Raw genomic sequence first — 20,965 nt, 5'->3', positions numbered from 1 at the left:
GAATTACACGCAGTGAACGACCGTGGGGGTCATTATCTGTCCCGTTTTGACAACCACTCTTCAAGATAGTGAATGTTGGTGCCACCGTCCATGAACTTGGCGTCCACCATCAACTCACGGTGCAGCGGGATGTTGGTGTTGATGCCCTCAACTACGGTTTCGGCCAGCGCCGTGCGCATGCGGGCCAGCGCCTGCTCGCGCGTGTCGCCGTGAACAATGATCTTGCCGATCATCGAGTCGTAGTTGGGCGGCACGAAGTAGTTGGCGTAAATGTGCGAGTCCACACGCACGCCCGGCCCCCCCGGCGTGTGCCAAGTGGTGATGCGCCCCGGTGAGGGGGTGAACTTGTAGGGGTCTTCGGCATTGATGCGGCACTCAATCGCATGCCCCTTGATTTCGATCTGGCGCTGGGTGAAGGGCAGTTTTTCGTTGGCCGCCACCATGATCTGGGTCTTAACGATGTCCACGCCGGTGATCCACTCGGTCACCGGGTGCTCGACCTGCACACGGGTGTTCATCTCGATGAAATAAAACTCGCCGTTTTCGTAGAGAAACTCAAAAGTGCCGGCACCCCGGTAGCCGATTTTCTTCACGGCCGCGACACAGCGCTCGCCAATGCGCTCGATCAACTTGCGCGGTATGCCCGGCGCCGGTCCTTCCTCGATGACTTTCTGGTGGCGGCGCTGCATGGAACAGTCGCGTTCGCCCAGCCAGACCGCGTTCTTGTGCTGGTCGGCCAGGATCTGGATCTCGATGTGCCGCGGGTTCTGCAGGAATTTTTCCATGTAGACCTCGGGGTTGCCGAACGCTGCGCCGGCTTCGGCCTTGGTGGTCTGCACTGCGTGCAAAAGCGCCGCCTCAGTGTGCACCACACGCATGCCGCGCCCGCCGCCGCCGCCGGCCGCCTTGATGATGACCGGGTAGCCGACTTGTTTGGCCGTGCGCTTGATGATCACCGCGTCGTCGGGCAGGGCGCCTTCCGAGCCAGGCACGCAGGGCACACCGGCCTTGATCATGGTTTGTTTGGCCGAGACCTTGTCACCCATGATGCGGATGGACTCCGGTGTCGGGCCGATGAACTTGAAGCCGCTTTTTTCCACGCGCTCGGCAAAATCGGCGTTTTCGCTGAGGAAGCCGTAGCCGGGGTGGATCGCCTCGGCATCGGTCACTTCGGCTGCCGAGATGATGGCCGGCATGTTCAGGTAACTCAGGCCCGAGGGGGCAGGGCCTATGCAGACCGACTCGTCGGCCAGCTTGATGTACTTGGCTTCGCGGTCGGCCTCTGAATAGACCATCACCGCCTTGACGCCGAGTTCGCGGCAGGCGCGCTGGATCCGCAGGGCGATCTCGCCGCGGTTGGCAATCAGTATCTTTTTGAACATGCGACCATCACTCGATCATGAACAGGGGCTGTCCGTATTCCACCGCCTGGCCGTTTTCGCAGAGGATGCGTGTGATGGTGCCGGACTTGTCCGCCTCAATCTCGTTGAGGATTTTCATGGCCTCAATGATGCAGATGGTCTCGCCTTCCTTGACCTGGTTGCCGACTTCGACAAAGGCCTTGGCGCCGGGGCTGGCCGAACGGTAAAAGGTGCCGACCATGGGCGACTTGACGGCATGACCGGCCGGCGCTGCGACCGCTTCAGCGGGCACCGGCGCGGCCGCGGGAACAGGGGCGACTGGAGCCGCAACGGGGACCGGGGGCGCATACTGCATGACCATGGGTGCCCCGCCAGACTTGACGATGCGTACCTTGCCCTCGGCTTCGGTGATTTCCAGCTCAGACACATTGGACTCTGAGACAAGGTCGATCAGGGTCTTGAGTTTTCTTAGATCCATGGGGAGCTCCAACGACGGTAAGACTGGCAGAGGGGTGGCGGCGCTCATTTGCACCTAAGCTCCGCGTTTTACACCCTTTAGCGCCTAAAAATCATTTAAATTTTATGAGCCTGGCGGCAAGGCCGGTCAGGAAGGGGCGAAGTCTAACCCATCTCCCTGCCTTTTTGACAAGTATGACGGTCGCCCAGGCAAAAGACTTTTGGAAGAAGTTTGTTAAAAATCAAAAATATTCAATCGGCGACAAAATTCACCAAAGGTCGTCATCGCGAATTATTTTATATAAATTGTTGTCATTTGCAGAAACTTGAAACAGTCATTCGTCGCGCAATGACTTGCCCTCAGGCTCAAACCAGCTGCGCCCATTGGGCCAAATCTTCCGGGGTGACCTGACCACTTTTGCGGTGCAGCAACTGGCCGGACGCGCCAAGCACCACGGTGAAGGGCAGGCCGCCGGCCAGGTTGCCCAGTGACTTGCTGAGCTCGGTTCCCTGCAGCCCGGCCATGACGACCGGAAAACTCAGGGGTTTGCGCTGCAGCCAGGTCCGCACCGCACTCGGCTGGTCAACCGCCAGCCCCAGCACCTGCCAGTTCCTGGCCTTGTTCTCGGTGTGAAACCGGTCAATCAGCGGCAATTCTTCCACGCAGGGCGGGCACCAGGTGGCCCAGAAATTAACCAGCAAGGGTTTGCCGGCAAAACCCGTCATGGGCAGGGGCGTGCCGTCAGGGGTGTCGAAACTTTGCTGCCAAAAGGCCTGCAAGGCGGGGTTGGCGCCTGCAGCGCCTGGTGAACTGCCGTCGCCGTGCGGCTGAATCTGCCACCAGGCTACGCCAGCGCCGACCAGCGCGGCCGCAGCGGCCGTGCCTGCATAAATCAGTTGTCTGCGTTTCAAGAAGAAGACTCCGTGGGGGACATCAGCAATTTTTGCACTTCGGCCAGGTCCCCACGCGGCTTGCGGCCTTTGCCGTCGGGACGCAGGGCGCCGCGCAGATCGTCGTGGTCGTACACCAGCAGGTGCACACCGACAGGCTCGTTGAGTCCGGGGCAGAAACTGCTCAGGCTCAGCGCCTCCACCTTGTCGCCGGTGAAACCCGTCACGGTGCGCGGTTCGTAGTCCACCTGGTGATCGATCAGCGCGATCTCAGCCGACTTGGAGTCGTCGCAAAACAGCTGGATATAGATGTCCGACAGCCGCGTTGCCGTGCCGTGCCAGACCGCGCCCCCCAGGTAAGGGCGAAATGCCGCCATGCGTTGCATCCAGGTCAGCGCCAGTTCGCGCAGCGCCCGCAGCTCACCCGGCTGGCTGTCGGCGCAGAAGATGGCGATGTAATCATGCACCGCGTCCTCGACCTCGTCATTGCCGGGCAACTCGGTGCGGGCAGGCAGGCCCATCTGTTTGACGGCGCGGTGTTTGGCCGGCCCATATTCCAGGCCTTCCTCGACGATGAGGGCGGCGGCGGCGCCGGCGATTTCCAGTTTCAGAGTGGTCGGGTTCACGGTGGATAGGGTGCGGAGCGAGCTTGTGACTCTACAGCGATGGAGCCGCAGGCAGGCCGGAAAGTTGCAATCCCTGGCGCGGTGTGCTGGAAAGCTATCAAATTCATAGCTATCCACGCTTGATGGACGGGGGCTGGAGGCCAATTTTACCAATAATTCGCCATGGCCAAGCCTGCACCGCCGCAGTTCAGCCCCGTCCCTCGGGATACTGGGAAGCGCTTCCCTAGAATACCTGCATGCACATACATATCCTCGGAATCTGCGGCACCTTCATGGGCGGTCTCGCAGCGCTGGCGCGCGAGGCCGGCCACACCGTCACCGGCTGCGACACCGGCGTCTACCCGCCCATGAGCGACCAGCTGCGCGCCCTCGGCATCGAACTGGTGGAAGGCTACGGCGCGGACCAATTGGCTTTTAATCCTGATGTGTTTGTGGTCGGCAACGTGGTGTCCCGCGCGCGCGACGCCAGCGGAAAGGCGAAATATCCGCTGATGGAAGCCATTCTTGAGGCCGGCCTACCCTACACCAGCGGGCCGCAATGGCTGTCGGGCCATGTGCTGCATCACCCCACGCACCACGCCACCGGCCCGCGCCATGTGCTGGCGGTGGCAGGCACCCACGGCAAAACCACCACAACGGCCATGTTGGCGTGGATTCTGGAGTGCGCTGGCCTGCAGCCCGGCTTTCTGGTCGGCGGCGTGCCGCTGAACTTCGGTGTCTCTGCCCGGCTGGGCGAGGGCAACACCTTCGTGATTGAGGCCGACGAGTACGACACCGCGTTTTTCGACAAGCGCAGCAAATTTGTGCACTACCGGCCGCGCACCGCGATTTTGAACAACCTGGAGTTTGACCACGCCGACATTTTTGACGACCTGGCGGCGATTGAGCGGCAGTTTCACCACCTGGTGCGCACTGTGCCCGGCTCTGGACGCATCGTGGTCAACGCGCAGGAAGAAAGCCTGGCCCGCGTACTGTCCCAGGGCTGCTGGAGTGAGCGGGTACTCTTCGGCGGCCCCGCAGCGGAAGGCTTCTCGGCCCAGGGTGAGCCAGCTGCTTTCGACGTGCTCAAGGACGGCCAGAAAGTCGCCCGGGTCGAGTGGGCCATCAGCGGCGTGCACAACCAGCTCAATGCCCTGGCCGCCATAGCCGCCGCCGAACATGTGAGCGTGGCACCCGCGCTGGCCGCCGAGGCGCTGGCGAGTTTTCAGAACGTCCGGCGCCGCATGGAGATTGTGGGTGTGGCGCGGCGGGCAGAGGGCGGCGACATCACCGTTTACGACGACTTTGCCCACCACCCAACCGCCATCCACACCACCGTCGACGGCCTGCGCCGGCAACTTAATGCCGCAGGCAAGCAGGGTGACCGCATCCTGGCTATCTTTGAACCACGCAGCAACACCATGAAGCTGGGCACCATGACGGCGCAACTGCCCTGGAGCCTGGAGCAGGCCGACCTGGCGTTTTGCCATGCCGGTGGACTCGACTGGGACGCCGGCGCCGCACTCGCGCCCATGGGCGCGCGCGCGCAGGTGGCTGACAACATCGACCAACTGCTGACTCAGGTCCAAGTCGCAGTCCGCCCCGGCGACCATTTGCTGTGCATGAGCAATGGCGGCTTTGGTGGCGTTCATACGCGGCTGCTGGAGGCGCTCCGCGCTGCTTAGCCTCCCTGGATTGCTATAAATTCAGGAGCGCCTTGCGCCCGTATTTATTGGGCTAGAGCCTGAAATCGCTTATATCCAAAAAATCAGGCTCCCTGGACAACTGCTTTTGCAGCTTCAGCCAGCGCTTGAAGCCCGCGTCGTCCTGAACGGCCTGAAGGTCATGTTCCATGGCCGCTAGATCCTGCTTCAAAGCGTGCTCTTGCGCCAGCAGCTGGGGGCGCAAGCTGGAGACATTTGGCGTCTGGTAGGGGGGAAGATCGAACTCGTCCACAAGCTGCAGCCGCTGCGTCCGGAGCTCCTGCTCCAGTTCGGCGGCTTGCTGTTTGAGCAGCAGACTCATGGACTCGATTTTTTCCTCGGGCAACTGTGACAAGGACTGGGGGTCGGCTTGTTCAATACGCAGCTGGATGTGCAGCAAAGCCATGAGGTCCTGCCGCCCGTACGCAGCGTTGGCCTCACTCATCAAGGCCGTCTTACGCCGGTGTTCACCCGGATCACGCTCGCGGTCGGGGTGCAGGGCGCTGGCCAGTTGCCGGTACACCTTGCGCAAAATGGTCTCGGCGTCTTCCAGCCGTTCCTCGGCCTTGCGTTGGGCTGCCGTCGGTTTTTTGCTGGCCCGCGCCGCCTGGCGCCTGGCGCCTGGCCTGCTCAGCCTGCTGGGCCGCCTGCACCTGCGCCATGCCGGCGCGCATCACGGCGTCCAATGAGTCCAGCGATTCATCCGGTGCTATCTGCTGCCCTAAAGCATCCTCCATCATGGCCCGCATGTCTGCAGCAGCGGCCTGCTCCTTCTCTTGCAGGCTCTTGGGGCTGCGCTTGTCGTGAAAGGCGCGCATGGTTTCATCGCCGTCCATGGCGAGGGTTTCGCAGAGCCCGCAAAGAATTTCGGTTGCCACAGCGCCATGCGGCGCATCAGCGACTGGTGCCGCTCACGAAGCGGCGTCAGGGTGGCGTGAAGCAGCGGCGATGCACGTCCGCCAGCGCCTGGACATCGGCAATCTGCCCCTTCAGCTTGTCAATACGCTCCACCAGCTGGTTAAAGCGCTTTTGCGCCGGGGAAAGGCGCGCGTCCTTGCTGCCCAGGCGAAGCGCCGTACCAGTCGGGGTGGCCGCCGCCGCAGATGCGGCTGCGGTGTCATTGCCAAACAAATCGGTTTGTTCTTTCATGGCGTATCGAAGAGGCTGAAATACTGAAGAATGTCTTCTTTGGTACGGTAGCGGCCAAAGGCCTTGGTGTCCTGCTCCCGCACGATGGGAAAAGTGTCCAGGATGTACGCCGCGTCATCGGCGTCCAGCCCATACAAGTGGAAGAACAGCGCATCCAGCGCCGCCAGCCGCGTGCGGCGCTCTTCGTCGTTCCAGACAAGGGGCGGCAGGACCTCGCCCGCCGCATCCACATACCCCAGGTCGCGCGCAAACGGCGCCATGTCGTGGGCGGTGTAGGTCAGGGCAAGCACTTGGGGAATCACAAAATCAGCCACGGTGGGCTGCGGGTGGTGGCCGTTCATCAGGCCGGCCGCGCGCATGGCTTGGGTGAAGGTGGCGGGGAGTGGTTCGTTGAAACGGGCTGGGGCGATGACGGGGAGTTGCTCCAGGATGTACCAGTTGACATTCGAGGTTTGAATTTTTTGCCTCAAAACATAGTCAAGTGCAAATGAACTCATATTCGCTTGCAACAAGCAGAGGCTACGTGATTGCCCATTCTCTGCCAACAAAACCGGAAGGCTATTGCCGGTGCCAGATTCAGGTATGAGCGAGCAAATTAGCGTACGCGCATCGGTTGCCCTCGCAATTGAGCGAAATCCAAAATAGTATTTACGACGGTCATTGGAGGGTATGGAAGTAGCCAAAACCCAGTATTGAGGTAGCGGAAAACAATTCGAATTTTCTTTGTCTTTGCTTACCAAGCCGTCACTCAGTGTTGCGTGGAACGTACTTTCCTCATTAGTCGTAACGTTGGCTGCACGATGGTCGAAGTGGTGAATCATCCTTCCCACATAAAGCGGCAAAGCCTCTGCGCCATCAGTATTTTTCCAGCGATTGAGTCCAGCAGGTTGCCAGCCTTTATCCATCAACTCGCCAGACTTCATAAACAACTTGGAATCATTGGTCATGTCAAACATACGCAAATATTTGACTCGCCATGCTTTTTCGTCAGGCTTGACGCCCGTGGAGGCACTCACCTCGCCGCGCTTCACCAGAACCGGATGAGTGGCATAGAGCCTGAGCGTGATGTTTGCATCGCGCCGACTGCGAAAAATCGGCGCAGCGCCCGTGTTGGGATTCACGGCTTTGAAGTCGCTCGCGGTCAGCACCAGCGAGCGCGCCGGGTCATCGAGCTCGGCCAGCTGGTGCAAGTAAAAAGCACAGCGCGTTTCCGCAAAGTTACGCTGCAAGCCACCAAACACCAGCGCGCAAAACTTAAAGCTGGCATGCACGTCCGGAAAAAATACCTTGCGGTTTTCGAAATCAAACAGCGCGCCGAGCCGCCCGGTGTTGCTGATGCTGCCGAAGAATTCTGCTGCTCCCTTGTCGGCCGCAATGCCGCTGGGTGTTAGCAAGGCCACCAAGCCGTCAGGCGCCACCAGGGCCTGGGCGCGCTCGACAAACAGGCTGTAAAGGTTCAGGTCACCCCCACCGAGCAGCGGGTAGTCGCCACTGCCTAGTTTGCCGTTGCCCAGCACGCGGGCATTGGCCTCTGCACCGGCAACCGCATCCTGGTACTGCGCCCACAAATCCACCACGGGCGGCGTGTTGGTGGCGGTCTGCGTCATGTTGACGTTGGCGAGCGCGGCAATCATGCGTTTGCGGTCAGCGGCGCGGGGTTGGGCGGCAATCGCAGGCGAACGCTCCGCAAACCATTCCACCTCCTGCAGCTTGATGCGGTCCCACGGAGGGTTGCCAATGACGGCGTCAAACCCGCCGCGCCCGCCCGTGCCGAACACGGTGGGAAAGCTGGTCCACCAATGAAAGAAGGTTTCGCGTTTTGCCAGTGCACGCGCTTTGGCCATCAGGTCGTTGGCTGCCAGTGTGGCCGCGTCTTTTCCGTCAAGACGGCCCGAGGCCAGCACCGCAGCCAGGTTGTTGTCGGGGTTCAGTAGTTTGACCAGGCCTTCGAGCACCGGGCTGGGTTTGTCTTTTTCAGACTTCAGTATTTTTGACAGCTTGCTGATCTTGTCCACCGGCCAACCCGGCACGAGCCAGCGGAGCGCGCGCCAGAAGTCCAGCACGGCGTGAATCGGGGCCACCTGCGCGGCAGCCTCCTGCGCGAGCTTTTTTGACAGTTGCGCTTCGGCGATGTCCACGTCGGTCAGGTCGGCCACCTGCGCGATGTTTTTGGCCGCCAGCGCCAGCCGGTCAAATTCAGTTTGCAGCAGCAGTGCACCCAGGTCTTGCAGGCTGCGCTGCACCTGCGGCAAGCGCTCGCCGTGCAGGCTGTCGCCGATGCGCAGGTGGTGATCCAGAAAACTAAGCGGCGCGCCCACAGTAAAGGTGTGCAGCCACAGCGCGGTTTTGGCCAGTTCGACCGCCATCGGGTTTTTATCGACGCCAAAGATGGTCTTTTTCAAGATCATGCGGCGCACGATGTGGCGGTCGTCCAGCTGCGCGTCGGTCACGGCCCAACCATGCTCTTTGGCGGTGGTTTTGATGCTGCGGCGAATATGCGCAATGCGTGCCAGCAACGGGCTTTGCCAGGGGCGGCCGGTTTCAACCAGATGCGCGGCCCACGGCTGCAGGCTGACCTGGTGCGTGGCGGTGACCATGGCTTCAAGCACGCGGTCCGCCAAGTCGTCTACCAGCGCCACCAGAAAATGCCCGCTTCCCATGGCCGGGTCGCAAATTTTGAGTTCCAGAATCTGGCTGGCCGGGTCCATGGCGTCCAGCGCGTCCCAGTCGCCGGGGTTGAGCGAGGCCTTTTTGGATAGCTTTTGAAGGTGGGCCTCAAAAGCATCCAGCCGCTCTTTGGCCAGCAGTCCCACGGACTCGCGCAAGATCAACCGAACCAGATCGTCATGCGTGTAGTAACTGCCCGACACCTTGCGGGCGAAGCTGGCAGGCTGGGCGGTCAGGCGGTTGATCTCTGGTTTGTCTTTGTAGTCGTCTTTGGCCTGGACTTCATGCACCAGGCTGTAGTCGAGCAGGCGCTCGTAAATACCCCCGAGGTGCGAGACCGACAAGTCGCGGTAGTTGATCCAACCGCGCAACAGGTCTTCGGTGCGGCGCGACAGCGCATCAATGATGGGCGCCATGACGGCGTCGGTGACGTGGGTGCGCTCCAGCAGTGGCGCGCGTGCGCGGTCAAACAAGCCGCCGTTGTAGGCGGGCATGCCAATGTCGTCATCGCCCACATTGATGATGTGAAACACGCCGTTAAGCGACAGCCACATCTTGGGCACCGTGCTGGAAAACTTGGTCCCTGCGTCCACCTTGTCCCGCACCTCTTCGCGCAAGCGCCGCACGCTGTAGGGCGCATAACGCGCGTCCTTCACCGGCAGCAAATTGCGGTCTTCGGCGTAAAACAAAAACAGCAGGCGGTACAGCAGCACCAGCGCGGCTTCGCGCACTTCGTCCAGGTACTCGCGGGTGTACTGCGGGCGCTTGAACTGGCCGTAGCCGACCTCTTGCGTGACGGCGTGCAGGTCGCCGCGTGCCAGGGCGTCGGCAAGCTGCGGAAAAACCTCGCCAGACACACGGGCGCCCAGGTCTTGCGAGACTTTTTCTTCGTACAAGCGCGCTTCGTTGAGCGCATAGGCATGAAAAGTCCGCTGGGCGCTGTCCCAGCTTTGCGGCAAAAAGGCCGCGCGGTGAAAAAACAAATAGAACAGGCGCAGCGCGTGGCTGGGCTCAATTTCGTCCAGCTCGTGCTGCACGCCCGGCACACCGAGGGCGGCCGCCAGATCAACCTCAAAAAACTCTTCGGCGCGTGAGCGGGCATCTTGCCAGTAAAGCCGCCAGACGGCGCCGTTGGTGAGCATGCCCCATTTGACGGCGCGGTCGGACACCACGTCGGCGCGGCTCAGGTAACGCAGCATTTGCGACGAGGGGGCATCGGGGTCGGTAGCGTCGGTGGCGTCGCCCCGGTCCAGCGGGCGCAGCCAGCGCTTGGCTTCCAGAATGGCCAAGCCGTGGCGGTAACGCTGGTCGTCTTTCAGCGGCAGGGCGGTGGCCTTGGCAGCGGCGTTGGCAAACAGCAGCACGTCGGGCACATCTTCGCGGCGCTTGCCGGAAAGGTTGACCTGCGGCAGCATGTCGTCGCCCCAGCCCAGCTCAACCAAAACCTTGTTGATGACCAGCGCCTCGGTCTGCGCTTCGTTAATGGTCGACTCGCCGTCCAGGCCTTTAAAAATCTCCAGCAATTGGTGCCGAAAAGCGCCAAACCCGGTATCAGTCAGCGCCTGGTGCGGCGGCGTATCAGTCACACCACGGGTCAAAAAGTCCTGGGTAAAAAGTTGCCCTTGCATGGTCTGGTGTGCGCGATAAGCCTGTGGAGTTGGGTCGAGTGTAAAGGTGGCGAATTGGCGGCTGCAGTTAAGCGCAGCGCTCTTGCCAAATTGCTACGATTTTTATAGCTGTCTAAGCCCATCCGACGCGGGCTGGATGTCAAAAAAGCCAGAAATCTAGTAGCTGATACTCATCGTCACCACGTCGATGTGCACCGCTGGCTTGGCCAGTGCTGCGCTGGCTGCGCGTGCAAAAGCCTGGGCCCAGGCGGGGTCGGCAAAGCGGGCTCGGCCGGCCGCCTGCGCCACCACCAGCACTTTGTCGGCGGTCAGCAGCTTGCCTGTGGGCCGTAGCGGTTCGCAGTCCATTTGCGTGAACTGGTCTTCCAGCCAGATCCTGGCCAGGTCGTGCGGCAGCGGCTGGACTTCTTCCAGGTCCACGCGGATGGGCGGGGCGTTTTTGAACGACACGGTGACTTCGCTGCGCATGGGGTTCTCGCTGTGAAATAAGGGCAAGCCCAGCTTGGGCTCAGCGGCCGTGGCTGGCAATCGGCTGAAACCCGGGCGTCTGCTTTTATTTGCGGCCGAGCTGGGCGGGCGCCGTCGGATCCACCGTCACGGTGCGCGGCTGGCCGACAGCGGCTGCGGCCGCCGGAGCCGCCAGCAGGGCTGCGCAGTCCGCAGCGCTGCCGGCCGTGACGTCGAGATTGACAAAGCTGCCGGTGCCAGCCTTGTCTGGCGTGGTGGTGATCGATCCGGCGAAATACAGACTGGCGAGATCGCGGGTGAGCTGTGCCGCCGTCAGGCCGGTGCGCTGCTGCAGGCGCTCAAAGGTGCTGATCTCCTGCGACAGGGCGCGCAGCAGCAGCAGTTGCGAGTCGCGCAGCCAGCGCATGGGCACGTCTGGCGCGCGTCGTAAATACACCGGCTTGCTGCGATAGCGCGGCGGCAGCACATCGCGCCGGGTACGCTGCGTATAGATCCAGCGCAGCTGCGACAGGCTGTTGGGCAAAAAATGGGCCGGTATGCCGCGCGCTGCCAGCGGACGCCGGTCCCACCGGGCCAGTTCGAAATCCGGCGGTTCAGCGTCCGGCGAAATGCCGATGCGCCATTCGTGAAAATCCATCACGGCCAGCAAGGTGCCGTGGTGGCTGACCTGGTAAATGCCGGGCAGCAGTTGGCTTTCCCGCGCAATCAGTTGCCCGCCGAGCACGAACTGGCAACGCAGCGAACGTAACCGGGTTTCGAGCTTGTGCAGCATCTGGTGCAGGCTGGGCACTGAAGTCGGATCGAAGGTGTACATCGGGTCCAGGTTGCCGGGCGCCAGCGGCAGCGAGAACGCGATCGGCCGGTCGACTTCCGACAGGTTGATCTGGAGGGTGCGCTCGGTGGGCCGGCCGGCCAGCACTTTCAGGGTGTCGGCACTCAGCAGCCTGCTCTTCTCGCCGCTGACCAGCCAGGCGTCGGCTTCTGAAAATGCGCTGATCTGCCACGCGGCCAGGCCCTGGGGCAGGCGCGCCAGCAGCGCTTCCAGGTGTTTGGTTTGCTCCGGCGTGAAGCCGGCCAGACCCAGGCACAAAATGGGCTGCTCTGACGACATGGAAAGTGTTAGGCGAGAGGTGAAAACTGTGATGCCGAGCGGCCGCGGGCACACGTCATCAAACTGTAACCCTTCCCTGCGCGCCCGGCAACTTGTTAGCGCGCGCGCCGCGTCTTGACCGCCTCAGACAACAGGTCCAGAACGGTCAGCGAATCGTCCCAGCCCAGACAGGCATCGGTAATGCTCTGGCCGTAGTCCAGCGCCTTTGCATCGTCTTTGCCAGGCGTGAATTTCTGCGCCCCCGGCTTCAAATGGCTTTCCACCATCAGGCCGAAGACCTGTTTGGATCCGCCTGCCACCTGCGCGGCGATCTCGCGCGCGACGTCACGTTGCTTTTCATGCTGCTTGGAACTGTTGGCATGGCTGCAGTCAACCATCAGGGTCGCCGGCAGTTTTGACGCCTCGAGTTCCTTGCAGGCGGCGCTGACGCTGGCCGCGTCGTAGTTGGGCGCCTTGCCGCCGCGCAGGATCACATGGCAGTCTTTGTTGCCGTTGGTCTGCACAATGGCGACCTGGCCGTTTTTGTGCACCGACAAGAAGTGGTGGCCGCGCGCCGCAGCCTGGATCGCGTCGGTGGCGATACGGATGTTGCCGTCGGTGCCGTTTTTGAAACCGATGGGCGCCGACAGGCCCGAGGCCAGCTCACGGTGGACCTGGCTTTCGGTGGTGCGCGCGCCAATCGCGCCCCAGGCGATCAGGTCGCCGATGTACTGCGGCGAGATCACGTCCAGGAACTCACTGCCGGCCGGGAGGCCCAGGCGGTTGATGTCGATGAGCAACTGGCGCGCAATGCGCAGGCCCTCGTCGATTCGGAAGGTTTCGTCGAGGTAGGGGTCATTGATCAGGCCTTTCCAGCCGACGGTGGTACGCGGCTTCTCGAAGTACACACGCATCACGATTTCCAGCGTATCCGCGTATTTTTTGCGCTGCTCGGCGAGGCGGCGTGCGTACTCCAGGGCGGCCACCGGGTCGTGGATGGAGCACGGGCCGATCACCACCAGCAGGCGGTCGTCGGTGCCGGCCATGATGTTGTGAATGTCCTGGCGGGTCTTGCCGATCAGTGTCTCGACAGGGGTGTCGCTGATCGGGAAGAAGCGGATTAAATGCTCGGGTGGGGGCAACACGGTGATGTCCTTGATGCGTTCGTCGTCGGTCTGGCTGGTTTTGTCGACGGGGCTCGCATACCAGGCATCGCTGGTTGAGGTGGCTTTGGCATTCATGGCTGGCTTCCTTGTGGGACTTTGAACAATCAATCGGCAGGTAACGCGGGCAAAAAAAAACCGCCGGAGGTCCGGCGGGTTTTCAAGAATCGGTTGCGTATTTAACAGCTTACGCGAGGATCTCTCTACCGCCGGAGGCGCTTGAGAACCAAAAGTAAGCAAAATAAAATTTCGCGGAGGTCATGGCTGGAATGTAGCACAAGCCACAGCCAGGGCAACAGCGCGAGCGCTCAGGCTGTCTCCTTACAGCGTCGTTCGAGGCAGGAACCTCTTTCAAGCAAGGGCCGCGGGTCCGGCTCAGCCGGCCCGCAGGCGCAGCGGCCCCCTCGGGGGGCAGGGCGCTACGCGAAGCGAGCAACCGTGGGGGCTCACCTCCTCAGGCGTACCCACCAGCTGCGGGCGCGCTTGAGGCGGGTGGCATCCAGCGCGGCGGGTACGGATTCCGCGAGCGCGTGGTTGCTCAGTTGCTCGTACATGTCGATGAGCAGCATGCCCTCGCCGAGCGTGCGCCAAGCGACCAGCTCAAAATCCTCCAGCGGAATGTCCTGCGGCGGCAGCACCTGCGCCGCTTCCGGCTGAGCGGGCGGCAGAAGCCACTGGCCAATCAGCACGCGGAAGTTGTTCAGTGCGGCCAGGTAGGCGGCGTATTCGTAAAGGCCGCGCCAGGCCGGGCTCAGGCCAATCACCAGCGCCCGGTGTTCGCGCAGGTTGGTCATCAGGTCCATCAGCAGGGGCGCGGCTTCGACCGGTCCTGCGGCCAGTTTCAGGCGCGTCAGCACTGCCTCGATGCTGACCGACAGCACGCCCATGCCCTCGGCCAGTTGCAGCGACTCCTCGTCGGCCATGGCCGAACGCAGGAACTGGCTGAGTTCATCAAAACTCTGGATGCTGGGAAGCTGGGTCTCGGGATCGATGACCAGCCGGGGATTCATGGACGCCCCCCGAAGCGGCCATTGGCCGCCCTGTGCCGATTACCAGAGGCAATGGCCCTTCGAGCCGTCCAGGCCTGCCAATGCAGGCCTGTAGCCGCGGTTCTCAGCCCCCACTGGGGGACGAGGCTGGCGGACCGGCAAAGCCGGTTCCGCGGCATCCTGGAATGGTGTCCCTGGAGCACAGCGGCCCGCCTACGCCGTACCACCTACGGTGAGGCCGTCGATGCGCAGGGTCGGCTGGCCGACGCCGACCGGGACGCTCTGGCCTTCCTTGCCGCAGGTGCCGACGCCGCTGTCGAGCTGCATGTCGTTGGCGATCATCGTCACGCGGGTCAGCGCGTCCGGGCCGTTGCCAACAATCGTCGCGCCCTTGACCGGGTACAAAATCTTGCCGTTTTCGACCCAAAAGGCCTCGCTGGCCGAGAACACGAACTTGCCCGAAGTGATGTCGACCTGGCCGCCGCCGAAGTTGGTGGCGTACAGGCCCTTCTTGATGCTGGCGACAATTTCTTCGGGCGCCTTGTCGCCGCCCAGCATGTAGGTGTTGGTCATGCGCGGCATCGGCACATGGGCATAACTTTCGCGGCGGCCGTTGCCGGTGGGCTTGACGCCGGACAGCCGCGCATTGAGCGAGTCCTGGATGTAACCCTTGAGGATGCCATCCTCGATCAGCACATTGCGCTGGCTGGCATGGCCCTCGTCATCGACGTTGAGCGAGCCGCGCCGGTCGGCAATCGTGCCGTCGTCAAGCACCGTGACACCTTTGGCCGCCACACGCTCGCCAATCCGGCCGGAAAACGCGCTGGAGCCCTTGCGATTGAAGTCGCCTTCCAGGCCGTGGCCAATGGCCTCATGCAGCAGGATGCCGGGCCAACCGGGGCCAAGCACCACGGTCATCTCGCCGGCCGGCGCTGGGCGCGCTTCCAGGTTGGACAGCGCCGCAGTCACTGCGTCGGTGACATATTCATTGATCTGCGCCTCGTCGAAATAGGCCAGGCCGAAACGCCCGCCACCGCCACCCGAGCCCATTTCCCGGCGGCTCACGCCGCCAATTTTTTTCTCTGCAATCACGGTGACCGACAGGCGCACCAGCGGCCGCACGTCGGCGGCCAGCGTGCCGTCGGCACGTGCCACCATCACCACGTCGTATTCACTGGCCAGGCCAGCCATCACCTGCACGATACGCGGATCTTTGGCCTTGGCGAGTTTTTCGACGCGTTCGAGCAGTTTGACTTTGGCCGTGCTGCCCAGCGTCGCGATGGGGTCCATGTCCTTGTAGAGCGCGCGGCCTGGTGCCACCTTGCGCGAGGGCACCTTGATACGGCCGGCACGGGTCGCTGCCGAGATGGTGCGCACGGTGCGCGCCGCGTCGAGCAGCGAGGCTTCGGAAATGTCGTCGGAGTAGGCAAAGGCGGTTTTTTCGCCGCTGACTGCACGCACACCCACACCCTGGTCGATGCTGAAGGAGCCGGTCTTGACGATGCCTTCTTCCAGGCTCCAGCCTTCGCTGCGGGTGTACTGGAAATACAGGTCGGCGTCGTCCACGCCCCAGGAGGTGATTTCACCCAGCGCGCGCGACAGATGTGCCTCGGTCAGCCCGAAGGGCGCCAGCAACAGCTTCTGCGCAATCTCCAGCCGCTGCGAGGTCGCGTCGGCAGTGGGCCGGGCGCTGGTGGCGGAGGCCGGACGGCGGGCCGAAGAGGGCGAAGATTTGAGTGAGGTCATGCGGTCATTGTAGGCAGTCCGCCCTCGCCTGCGCCTCGCGGGGCTTTGCCCCTCAGGCTGTGCGACGCGCCCGAAGCCGGTTCCTTAGCTCAGGTCGCTGGTGGTAGCGCCCGGGCCGTTGGTTTTGCAGGATTCGATGCCGTTGTCGCGCGCAGAGGCGCTGGAATACATCTGACTCTGGCCGATCACCTGGTTGTTGCCAGCGCGCAAGGTGAAATAGGGCGATCCGTCCTTGCCGTCCAGCCGCACATACATGGCGTCGTCTGCAGCATTTTTTTTCACCGATTCAATGCCTGCAACAGCGCTGGCTTTGGCGTCGTACATCTCGCTGGACAAAATGGTCTGCCCGTTGGCAGCCAGCAGCGAGAAGAAATACTGCTCGTTTTTGGACTTCTTGAGTTCGAATTTTCCGGCCATGGCGATGTTCCTTAAGAAAAAGTGGTTACAGGCGATTGCCCATATTTGTAGCCGACCCGAGGCCACAGCGCAAGGCCTTATTCCCGCGCCTCTGCGTCGCTTCGCGGCGCGAGCTGACAGTCAGATCTGGCGCCCGCCCAGGTACTTGAAAATCGCCGCGTCGTCGAGTGCAGCCAGGCCGGCCTGGTGCGCGTCCGCGAACACCTGGCTGGCACGTGCACCCAGCGGACCGTCGAAGCCGGCGGCTTTCCCGGCCTCCAGCGCCAGCCGGGTGTCCTTCTCAAGCAGGGTCACATGCGCACGCGGCGCGTAGTCGCCGGCGATGGCGCGGCGCAGCCGATCTGAGCCGATCCAGCTCTGTCCGCTCGATTGCTCGATCACGTCCAGCGTGCGGCCGGCGTCCAGGCCCAGCCGTTCAGCCAGCACGAGGACTTCAGCCGCGCCGACCAGGTTGATGCCGGCCAGCAGGTTGTTGACCAGCTTGGTGCGGGCGCCGTCGCCGGGCCGCTCGCTGATCCGGAACAGCTTGTTGGACAAGGCCTGCAACAGCTCGGCCTGAGCCTCGAACACGGGTTGCGCGCAAGCGACCATCAGGCTCATGGAGCCATCCCGGGCCCGCGCCGGGCCACCTGACATGGGTGCATCGACCGTGTGTACCCCCAGCGATGCGAGGCGGGCAGCGAATGACTCGATCTCCTGCGGCGCGATCGTCGGGCACAGAAGCACCGTGTGCCCCGGCTGCAGCATGCAGGCCAGCCCGGCCGGCCCGAACAACACGGCCTCGGTCTGCACGGCGTCCACCACGCAAACCAAAAATGCTACTGAATTGATAGCTGCTTGCGCAGGTGTGGCGAGGGCTAGAGCCCCTTTTCGTTCAAGATCTGCGACTTTGGAGGCATCGACGTCACAGACCTGCACGGTCCAGCCACGCTCCAGCAGGTTGGCGGCCATGGCGCCGCCCATGTTGCCGACGCCGATGATTGAAACGGCCGGTCGTGTACTCAAGACGACGCCTCAGTTACTTCTCCAGCACTCAAACCAGGCGGTTTCGGCGTCCCCGCAGTCCTTCGCCTTGTCGATCCCCGCTTTGCGGGGCCCCTCGCCAGGAGGCTCATGACTGCACCAGCCGCTTGGCCTTGGAAATCGACATCAATATCCCGACCGCCAGTCCCAGCGTGACCATGGCCGTGCCGCCGTAACTGATGAAGGGCAGGGGCACGCCCACCACCGGCAAAATCCCGCTGACCATGCCCATGTTGACGAAGGCGTAGGTGAAAAAAATCATGGTCACGGCACCGGCGAGCAGGCGTGAAAATAGCGTGGGCGCCTCCAGCGCAATCACCAGGCCGCGGAAGATCAGAAAGAGAAACGCAACAATCAGTGCCAGGTTGCCGACGAGCCCGAACTCCTCGGAATAAGCCGCGAAGATGAAGTCGGTGGTGCGCTCGGGAATGAACTCCAGGTGGGTTTGTGTGCCCTGCATAAAGCCCTTGCCCAGCAAACCACCCGATCCGATGGCGATCATGCCCTGAATGATGTGAAAACCCTTGCCCAGCGGGTCGCGCGTCGGGTCCAGCAGGGTACAGATGCGCTGCTGCTGGTAGTCATGCAAGACCGGCCAGCGCATGCCTTTTGCACAAAGCTCGGGCTCGAACCAGACCAGCAACAAGACACCCACGATGGCGAGCAACACCGGCGGCAGGATCAGCTTCCAGCTCAATCCCGCAAAAAAAATCACGGCGAGGCCTGCCGCCAGCACCAGCAGCGAGGTGCCCAGGTCCGGCTGCTTCATGATCAGGCCGACCGGCACCATCAGCAAGGCTCCGGCGACCAGGAAGTCGAGCGGGCGCAACTGGCCCTCGCGCTTCTGGAACCACCAGGCCAGCATCAGGGGCATGGCAATTTTCATGATCTCGCTGGGCTGGATCACGATACCCAGGTTGACCCAGCGTTTGGCGCCTTTTTTGGTGATGCCGAAAATCGCCACCGCAATCAACAGTGCAACACCCGCGACGTAGAGCGGCACGGCAAAGGCCATCAGGCGCTGAGGCGGGATTTGCGCCACCACAAACATGATGAAGCCGGCAATCAGCATGTTGCGGCTATGGTCGATAAACCGGGTGCCATGGTCAAAACCCGATGAATACATGATCAGCAGCCCGGCGCCGGCCAGCAGAAAAACGGCAAACGCCAGCAGCCCGTCGAAGCCCTGGAACATCGGGGCGGCGCGCTGGAAAACAGAAGGTTTGTCGAAAACGGCGGACATGGGGAGGGATTATCTGCCAGCTCGTTGCCGGCAGCAGCGCGGTGTCGATTCCGTCCAGCGAAGCTGACGTCAAAGAATCCGGTTGAACCACAGCAGCGACAGCGATGCCGACATCAGCGCCAGCAGCGCTGCCCCCAGCGCCAGCAGGCCGGAAATCTCGGTTTCCTTCTTCTCGACGGTCAGGCGCGAACTCAGAGTTTGGTAGACCTTTTTCAGGTCGGCTGCGGTGCCCGCGTAAAAGTACTCCGCCTGCGTTTTGGCAGCAATCGCCTTGAGGGTTTCCTCGTCAAGTTTGACGCGCATGGACCAGCCTTCAAAACCGATGGTTTCGCCATCGACCGTGCCCACACCCACGGTGTAGATGCGCACACCGCGGTCGGCGGCCATTTTGGCGGCTTCCAGCGAATCGACACCGGTGGTGCGCTGCCCGTCAGTCAGCAAAATGATGGCCGCCGAGGTGTAGGAACCCGGCGCCACCGGCGTGAATTCCTTTTTCGGCTCCTTGGGCGCCTGGTCGATGGCGATGCCGCTGCTGCGATTGCGGCCGTAGGTCAGCGAGGCCAGGTCAATGCCGGCGCCGGGAAACAGCTCAGCCAGTGACACCACGATGGCGTTCCCGATGGCGGTGGCGCGCTGCAGTTGGAACTTGTCAATGGCAGCGACCAGGTCCTCACGGCTCAGCGTGGCCGGTTGCACCACGGAGGCGGTGCCGGCAAAAGCGACGATGCCCACCCGCACGCTGCGCGGCAGCTCGGCCAGGAAGGCCTTGGCGGCGTTTTGCGAGGCGACCAGGCGATTCGGCTGCACGTCGGTAGCGCGCATGCTGCCCGAGACGTCCATGGCCAGGATGATGGTTTCCTGCTGGGAGGGCAAGGTGATCACGGCGAACGGGCGCGACGCGGCCAGCAGCATGGCGGCCATGGCCAGCAGAAACAGCAGCGGCGGGATGTGGCGGCGGAAAGTCTGGCCGGCGCCCATGGCTTCGCGCACGATGGACAGGCTGGCATAACGCAGCGCCATTTTCTTTTTTCGCCGCAGCAGCCAGACATACAGGATCACCAGCAGCGGCAGGGCCAGCAACAGCCAGAGGAATTGCGGCCAGAGAAAAGTCACAGGTGAGTTCATGGGTGGGTCTCCTCCGGGGTGCGCTCAAGCAGCCGCCTTGAGATGGTTGGGCAGCTTGCGCTGGCCTTTGCCTGCGGCGCCAGACGACTGACCGCGGCGCTTGCGAAGGTCGGTAAAACGCATGATGGCGTCCACCAGGTCGCCATCGGTCGAGAGTTCCAGCGTGTCGACACCGGCACGCATCAGCGCCTGCCGCAGCTCGGCCTCGCGCTGCGCTGCAATGCGTGTGAACCGCTTGCGAAAACCGGCGTCGTGGGTGTCCACCAGTAACTGTTCGCCGGTTTCTGCATCGCGGATCGGGATCAGGCCGAGGTCGGGCAGTTCGAGTTCCAGCGGATCGAGCAGGCGCACCGCCACGACCTCATGGCGCTGCGCCAGCTGCCCCAGCGTTTTCTCCCAGCCGGGCTCGCTGATGAAATCCGACACCACAAACACCGTCGAACGCCGGCGCAGCATTCGGGCAGCTGAGCGCAGCAAATCGTCCAGCCGTGTGGTGGCGCTCCCGGTGGCTTCGGGGCGGGTCTGCATCGCGTGCAGCATGTGCAGCACATGCGGACGGCCGCCACGCGCCGGCAGCACGGTTTCGACGCCGCTTCCGTACAACATGGCACCGACGCGGTTGCCGTGGCGTGTGAGTACGCGCGACAGCACGGTGACAAATTCCGCAGACACCTGGCTCTTGCGCTGGTTGCCGGAACCGAAATCGACCGAGGGGCTCAGGTCCAGCAAAAACCAGCTGGCCATTTCGCGGTCTTCGGTGAACACGCGCACATGCGGGAGTTGCAAACGCGCGGTGACGTTCCAGTCGATATGGCGCACGTCGTCGTGGTGCTGGTACTCGCGCAGGTCGGCCAGGTCCATGCCGGTGCCGCGCATCAGCGTGCGGTAGTCGCCCTGCAGCAGGCCGTCAAGCCGGCGCAGCACCGTCCACTCAAGGCGCCGCAGCACATGTTCGGCGCCAGCCAGCGGCTGGATCGTTGCCGGCGGCGTGGCCTCGGCGGTTTCGGGCTGGACGGATTTGCGGAACCAGTTTTTCATGGCCGTTCAGCGCCCTAAAGCGGTCGGGTTCTCTTCTCTTTTCAAGCAGGGGCCGCGGGTCCGGCTCTGCCGGCCCGCAGGCGCAGCGGCCCCCCCGGGGCTGGAGCCTGCGGCTCCAAACCTGCTTGGGCAGGTTTGGACAGGCGACAGAAGCGAAGCCTCTGGCGAGCGGCGGCCTGCAAGTTGCAGGGAGCTACACGCAG

Annotated in this window: 19 protein-coding genes; 1 reads left to right on the top strand and 18 read right to left on the bottom strand. The window is 62.7% G+C overall.

All coding sequences use genetic code 11. From position 1 onward, the window contains the following. Nucleotides 1-32: 32 nt before the first annotated feature. The 4 genes from accC to H0W47_RS04515 form a co-directional block, all read right to left on the bottom strand. On the bottom strand, nt 33-1,382 hold the full coding sequence (accC, locus tag H0W47_RS04530) for an acetyl-CoA carboxylase biotin carboxylase subunit (RefSeq protein ID WP_296921286.1): 1,350 nt from the start codon (nt 1,380-1,382) through the stop codon (nt 33-35). Between the two features lie 7 nt (nt 1,383-1,389). Next, nucleotides 1,390-1,839: an acetyl-CoA carboxylase biotin carboxyl carrier protein gene (accB, locus tag H0W47_RS04525; RefSeq protein WP_296921285.1), complete on the bottom strand. Its 450-nt coding sequence runs from the start codon at nt 1,837-1,839 to the stop codon at nt 1,390-1,392. A 344-nt stretch (nt 1,840-2,183) separates the two neighbouring features. After that, nucleotides 2,184-2,729, bottom strand: coding sequence for a TlpA disulfide reductase family protein (locus tag H0W47_RS04520; RefSeq protein ID WP_296921282.1), 546 nt, complete (start codon nt 2,727-2,729; stop codon nt 2,184-2,186). After that, complete coding sequence (locus H0W47_RS04515) at nt 2,726-3,334, bottom strand: hypothetical protein (RefSeq protein WP_296921279.1); 609 nt, start codon at nt 3,332-3,334, stop codon at nt 2,726-2,728. The genes H0W47_RS04520 and H0W47_RS04515 overlap by 4 nt, the downstream gene beginning before the upstream one ends. A 236-nt stretch (nt 3,335-3,570) precedes the next feature. On the opposite strand from H0W47_RS04515, the gene mpl reads away from it, so the two are divergent. Then, the gene (gene mpl / locus H0W47_RS04510) at nt 3,571-4,998 is read left to right on the top strand and encodes a UDP-N-acetylmuramate:L-alanyl-gamma-D-glutamyl-meso-diaminopimelate ligase (protein WP_296921277.1); all 1,428 of its coding nucleotides are present in this window, start codon (nt 3,571-3,573) and stop codon (nt 4,996-4,998) included. A gap of 52 nt (nt 4,999-5,050) precedes the next feature. Here mpl and H0W47_RS04505 read toward each other — a convergent pair whose 3' ends face one another. The 14 genes from H0W47_RS04505 to H0W47_RS04440 form a co-directional block, all read right to left on the bottom strand. Further along, the gene (locus H0W47_RS04505; protein WP_296921275.1) at nt 5,051-5,548 is read right to left on the bottom strand and encodes a hypothetical protein; all 498 of its coding nucleotides are present in this window, start codon (nt 5,546-5,548) and stop codon (nt 5,051-5,053) included. Next, nucleotides 5,493-5,852: a hypothetical protein gene (locus H0W47_RS04500; RefSeq protein WP_296921273.1), complete on the bottom strand. Its 360-nt coding sequence runs from the start codon at nt 5,850-5,852 to the stop codon at nt 5,493-5,495. The genes H0W47_RS04505 and H0W47_RS04500 overlap by 56 nt, the downstream gene beginning before the upstream one ends. Before the next feature lie 88 nt (nt 5,853-5,940). Next, complete coding sequence (locus H0W47_RS04495) at nt 5,941-6,165, bottom strand: hypothetical protein (RefSeq protein WP_296921270.1); 225 nt, start codon at nt 6,163-6,165, stop codon at nt 5,941-5,943. After that, the gene (locus H0W47_RS04490) at nt 6,162-10,460 is read right to left on the bottom strand and encodes a hypothetical protein (protein WP_296921268.1); all 4,299 of its coding nucleotides are present in this window, start codon (nt 10,458-10,460) and stop codon (nt 6,162-6,164) included. Before H0W47_RS04490 ends, H0W47_RS04495 begins: the two co-directional genes overlap by 4 nt. A 156-nt stretch (nt 10,461-10,616) precedes the next feature. Beyond that, nucleotides 10,617-10,928 (bottom strand): hypothetical protein, encoded by a 312-nt coding sequence (locus H0W47_RS04485; RefSeq protein ID WP_296921266.1) that lies wholly within the window; start codon nt 10,926-10,928, stop codon nt 10,617-10,619. A gap of 85 nt (nt 10,929-11,013) precedes the next feature. Then, nucleotides 11,014-12,039: a hypothetical protein gene (locus H0W47_RS04480; RefSeq protein ID WP_296921265.1), complete on the bottom strand. Its 1,026-nt coding sequence runs from the start codon at nt 12,037-12,039 to the stop codon at nt 11,014-11,016. A 95-nt stretch (nt 12,040-12,134) separates the two neighbouring features. Next, nucleotides 12,135-13,259, bottom strand: a complete 1,125-nt coding sequence (locus H0W47_RS04475) for a 3-deoxy-7-phosphoheptulonate synthase (RefSeq protein WP_296921263.1) — start codon at nt 13,257-13,259, stop codon at nt 12,135-12,137. 368 nt (nt 13,260-13,627) lie between these two features. Beyond that, nucleotides 13,628-14,191, bottom strand: coding sequence for a hypothetical protein (locus H0W47_RS04470; RefSeq protein ID WP_296921260.1), 564 nt, complete (start codon nt 14,189-14,191; stop codon nt 13,628-13,630). A 192-nt stretch (nt 14,192-14,383) separates the two neighbouring features. Beyond that, on the bottom strand, nt 14,384-15,916 hold the full coding sequence (gene tldD / locus H0W47_RS04465; protein ID WP_296921258.1) for a metalloprotease TldD: 1,533 nt from the start codon (nt 15,914-15,916) through the stop codon (nt 14,384-14,386). 84 nt (nt 15,917-16,000) lie between these two features. Next, a complete protein-coding gene (locus H0W47_RS04460) occupies nt 16,001-16,333 on the bottom strand; it encodes a YegP family protein (RefSeq protein WP_296921256.1) in 333 nt (110 codons plus the stop codon). A gap of 120 nt (nt 16,334-16,453) precedes the next feature. Further along, complete coding sequence (locus H0W47_RS04455) at nt 16,454-17,338, bottom strand: NAD(P)-dependent oxidoreductase (RefSeq protein ID WP_296921254.1); 885 nt, start codon at nt 17,336-17,338, stop codon at nt 16,454-16,456. A 106-nt stretch (nt 17,339-17,444) separates the two neighbouring features. Further along, entirely contained in the window at nt 17,445-18,599 is a 1,155-nt protein-coding gene (gene rodA / locus H0W47_RS04450) for a rod shape-determining protein RodA (RefSeq protein ID WP_296921252.1), read from the bottom strand. 69 nt (nt 18,600-18,668) lie between these two features. Continuing rightward, on the bottom strand, nt 18,669-19,712 hold the full coding sequence (locus H0W47_RS04445) for a VWA domain-containing protein (protein WP_296921291.1): 1,044 nt from the start codon (nt 19,710-19,712) through the stop codon (nt 18,669-18,671). A 36-nt stretch (nt 19,713-19,748) separates the two neighbouring features. Next, nucleotides 19,749-20,762, bottom strand: coding sequence for a DUF58 domain-containing protein (locus H0W47_RS04440; protein WP_296921250.1), 1,014 nt, complete (start codon nt 20,760-20,762; stop codon nt 19,749-19,751). Nucleotides 20,763-20,965 lie beyond the last annotated feature (203 nt).

The sequence above is a fragment of the Polaromonas sp. genome, from assembly GCF_013817205.1.
GTDB lineage: Bacteria > Pseudomonadota > Gammaproteobacteria > Burkholderiales > Burkholderiaceae_C > Polaromonas.
Note: the sequence above shows the minus strand (reverse complement) of the source record. Positions and strands in the feature narration are given on the sequence as shown.

Bases quoted from the DNA above. Each gene is read 5' to 3' on its own strand.
- H0W47_RS04500 (WP_296921273.1), bottom strand. From the start codon at position 5,852: ATGGACGGCGATGAAACCATGCGCGCCTTTCACGACAAGCGCAGCCCC.
- H0W47_RS04440 (WP_296921250.1), bottom strand. From the start codon at position 20,762: ATGAAAAACTGGTTCCGCAAATCCGTCCAGCCCGAAACCGCCGAGGCC.
- H0W47_RS04490 (WP_296921268.1), bottom strand. From the start codon at position 10,460: ATGCAAGGGCAACTTTTTACCCAGGACTTTTTGACCCGTGGTGTGACT.
- rodA (WP_296921252.1), bottom strand. From the start codon at position 18,599: ATGTCCGCCGTTTTCGACAAACCTTCTGTTTTCCAGCGCGCCGCCCCG.
- tldD (WP_296921258.1), bottom strand. From the start codon at position 15,916: ATGACCTCACTCAAATCTTCGCCCTCTTCGGCCCGCCGTCCGGCCTCC.
- H0W47_RS04460 (WP_296921256.1), bottom strand. From the start codon at position 16,333: ATGGCCGGAAAATTCGAACTCAAGAAGTCCAAAAACGAGCAGTATTTC.
- H0W47_RS04475 (WP_296921263.1), bottom strand. From the start codon at position 13,259: ATGAATGCCAAAGCCACCTCAACCAGCGATGCCTGGTATGCGAGCCCC.
- H0W47_RS04485 (WP_296921266.1), bottom strand. From the start codon at position 10,928: ATGCGCAGCGAAGTCACCGTGTCGTTCAAAAACGCCCCGCCCATCCGC.
- H0W47_RS04495 (WP_296921270.1), bottom strand. From the start codon at position 6,165: ATGAAAGAACAAACCGATTTGTTTGGCAATGACACCGCAGCCGCATCT.
- mpl (WP_296921277.1), top strand. From the start codon at position 3,571: ATGCACATACATATCCTCGGAATCTGCGGCACCTTCATGGGCGGTCTC.
- H0W47_RS04470 (WP_296921260.1), bottom strand. From the start codon at position 14,191: ATGAATCCCCGGCTGGTCATCGATCCCGAGACCCAGCTTCCCAGCATC.
- H0W47_RS04480 (WP_296921265.1), bottom strand. From the start codon at position 12,039: ATGTCGTCAGAGCAGCCCATTTTGTGCCTGGGTCTGGCCGGCTTCACG.
- accC (WP_296921286.1), bottom strand. From the start codon at position 1,382: ATGTTCAAAAAGATACTGATTGCCAACCGCGGCGAGATCGCCCTGCGG.
- accB (WP_296921285.1), bottom strand. From the start codon at position 1,839: ATGGATCTAAGAAAACTCAAGACCCTGATCGACCTTGTCTCAGAGTCC.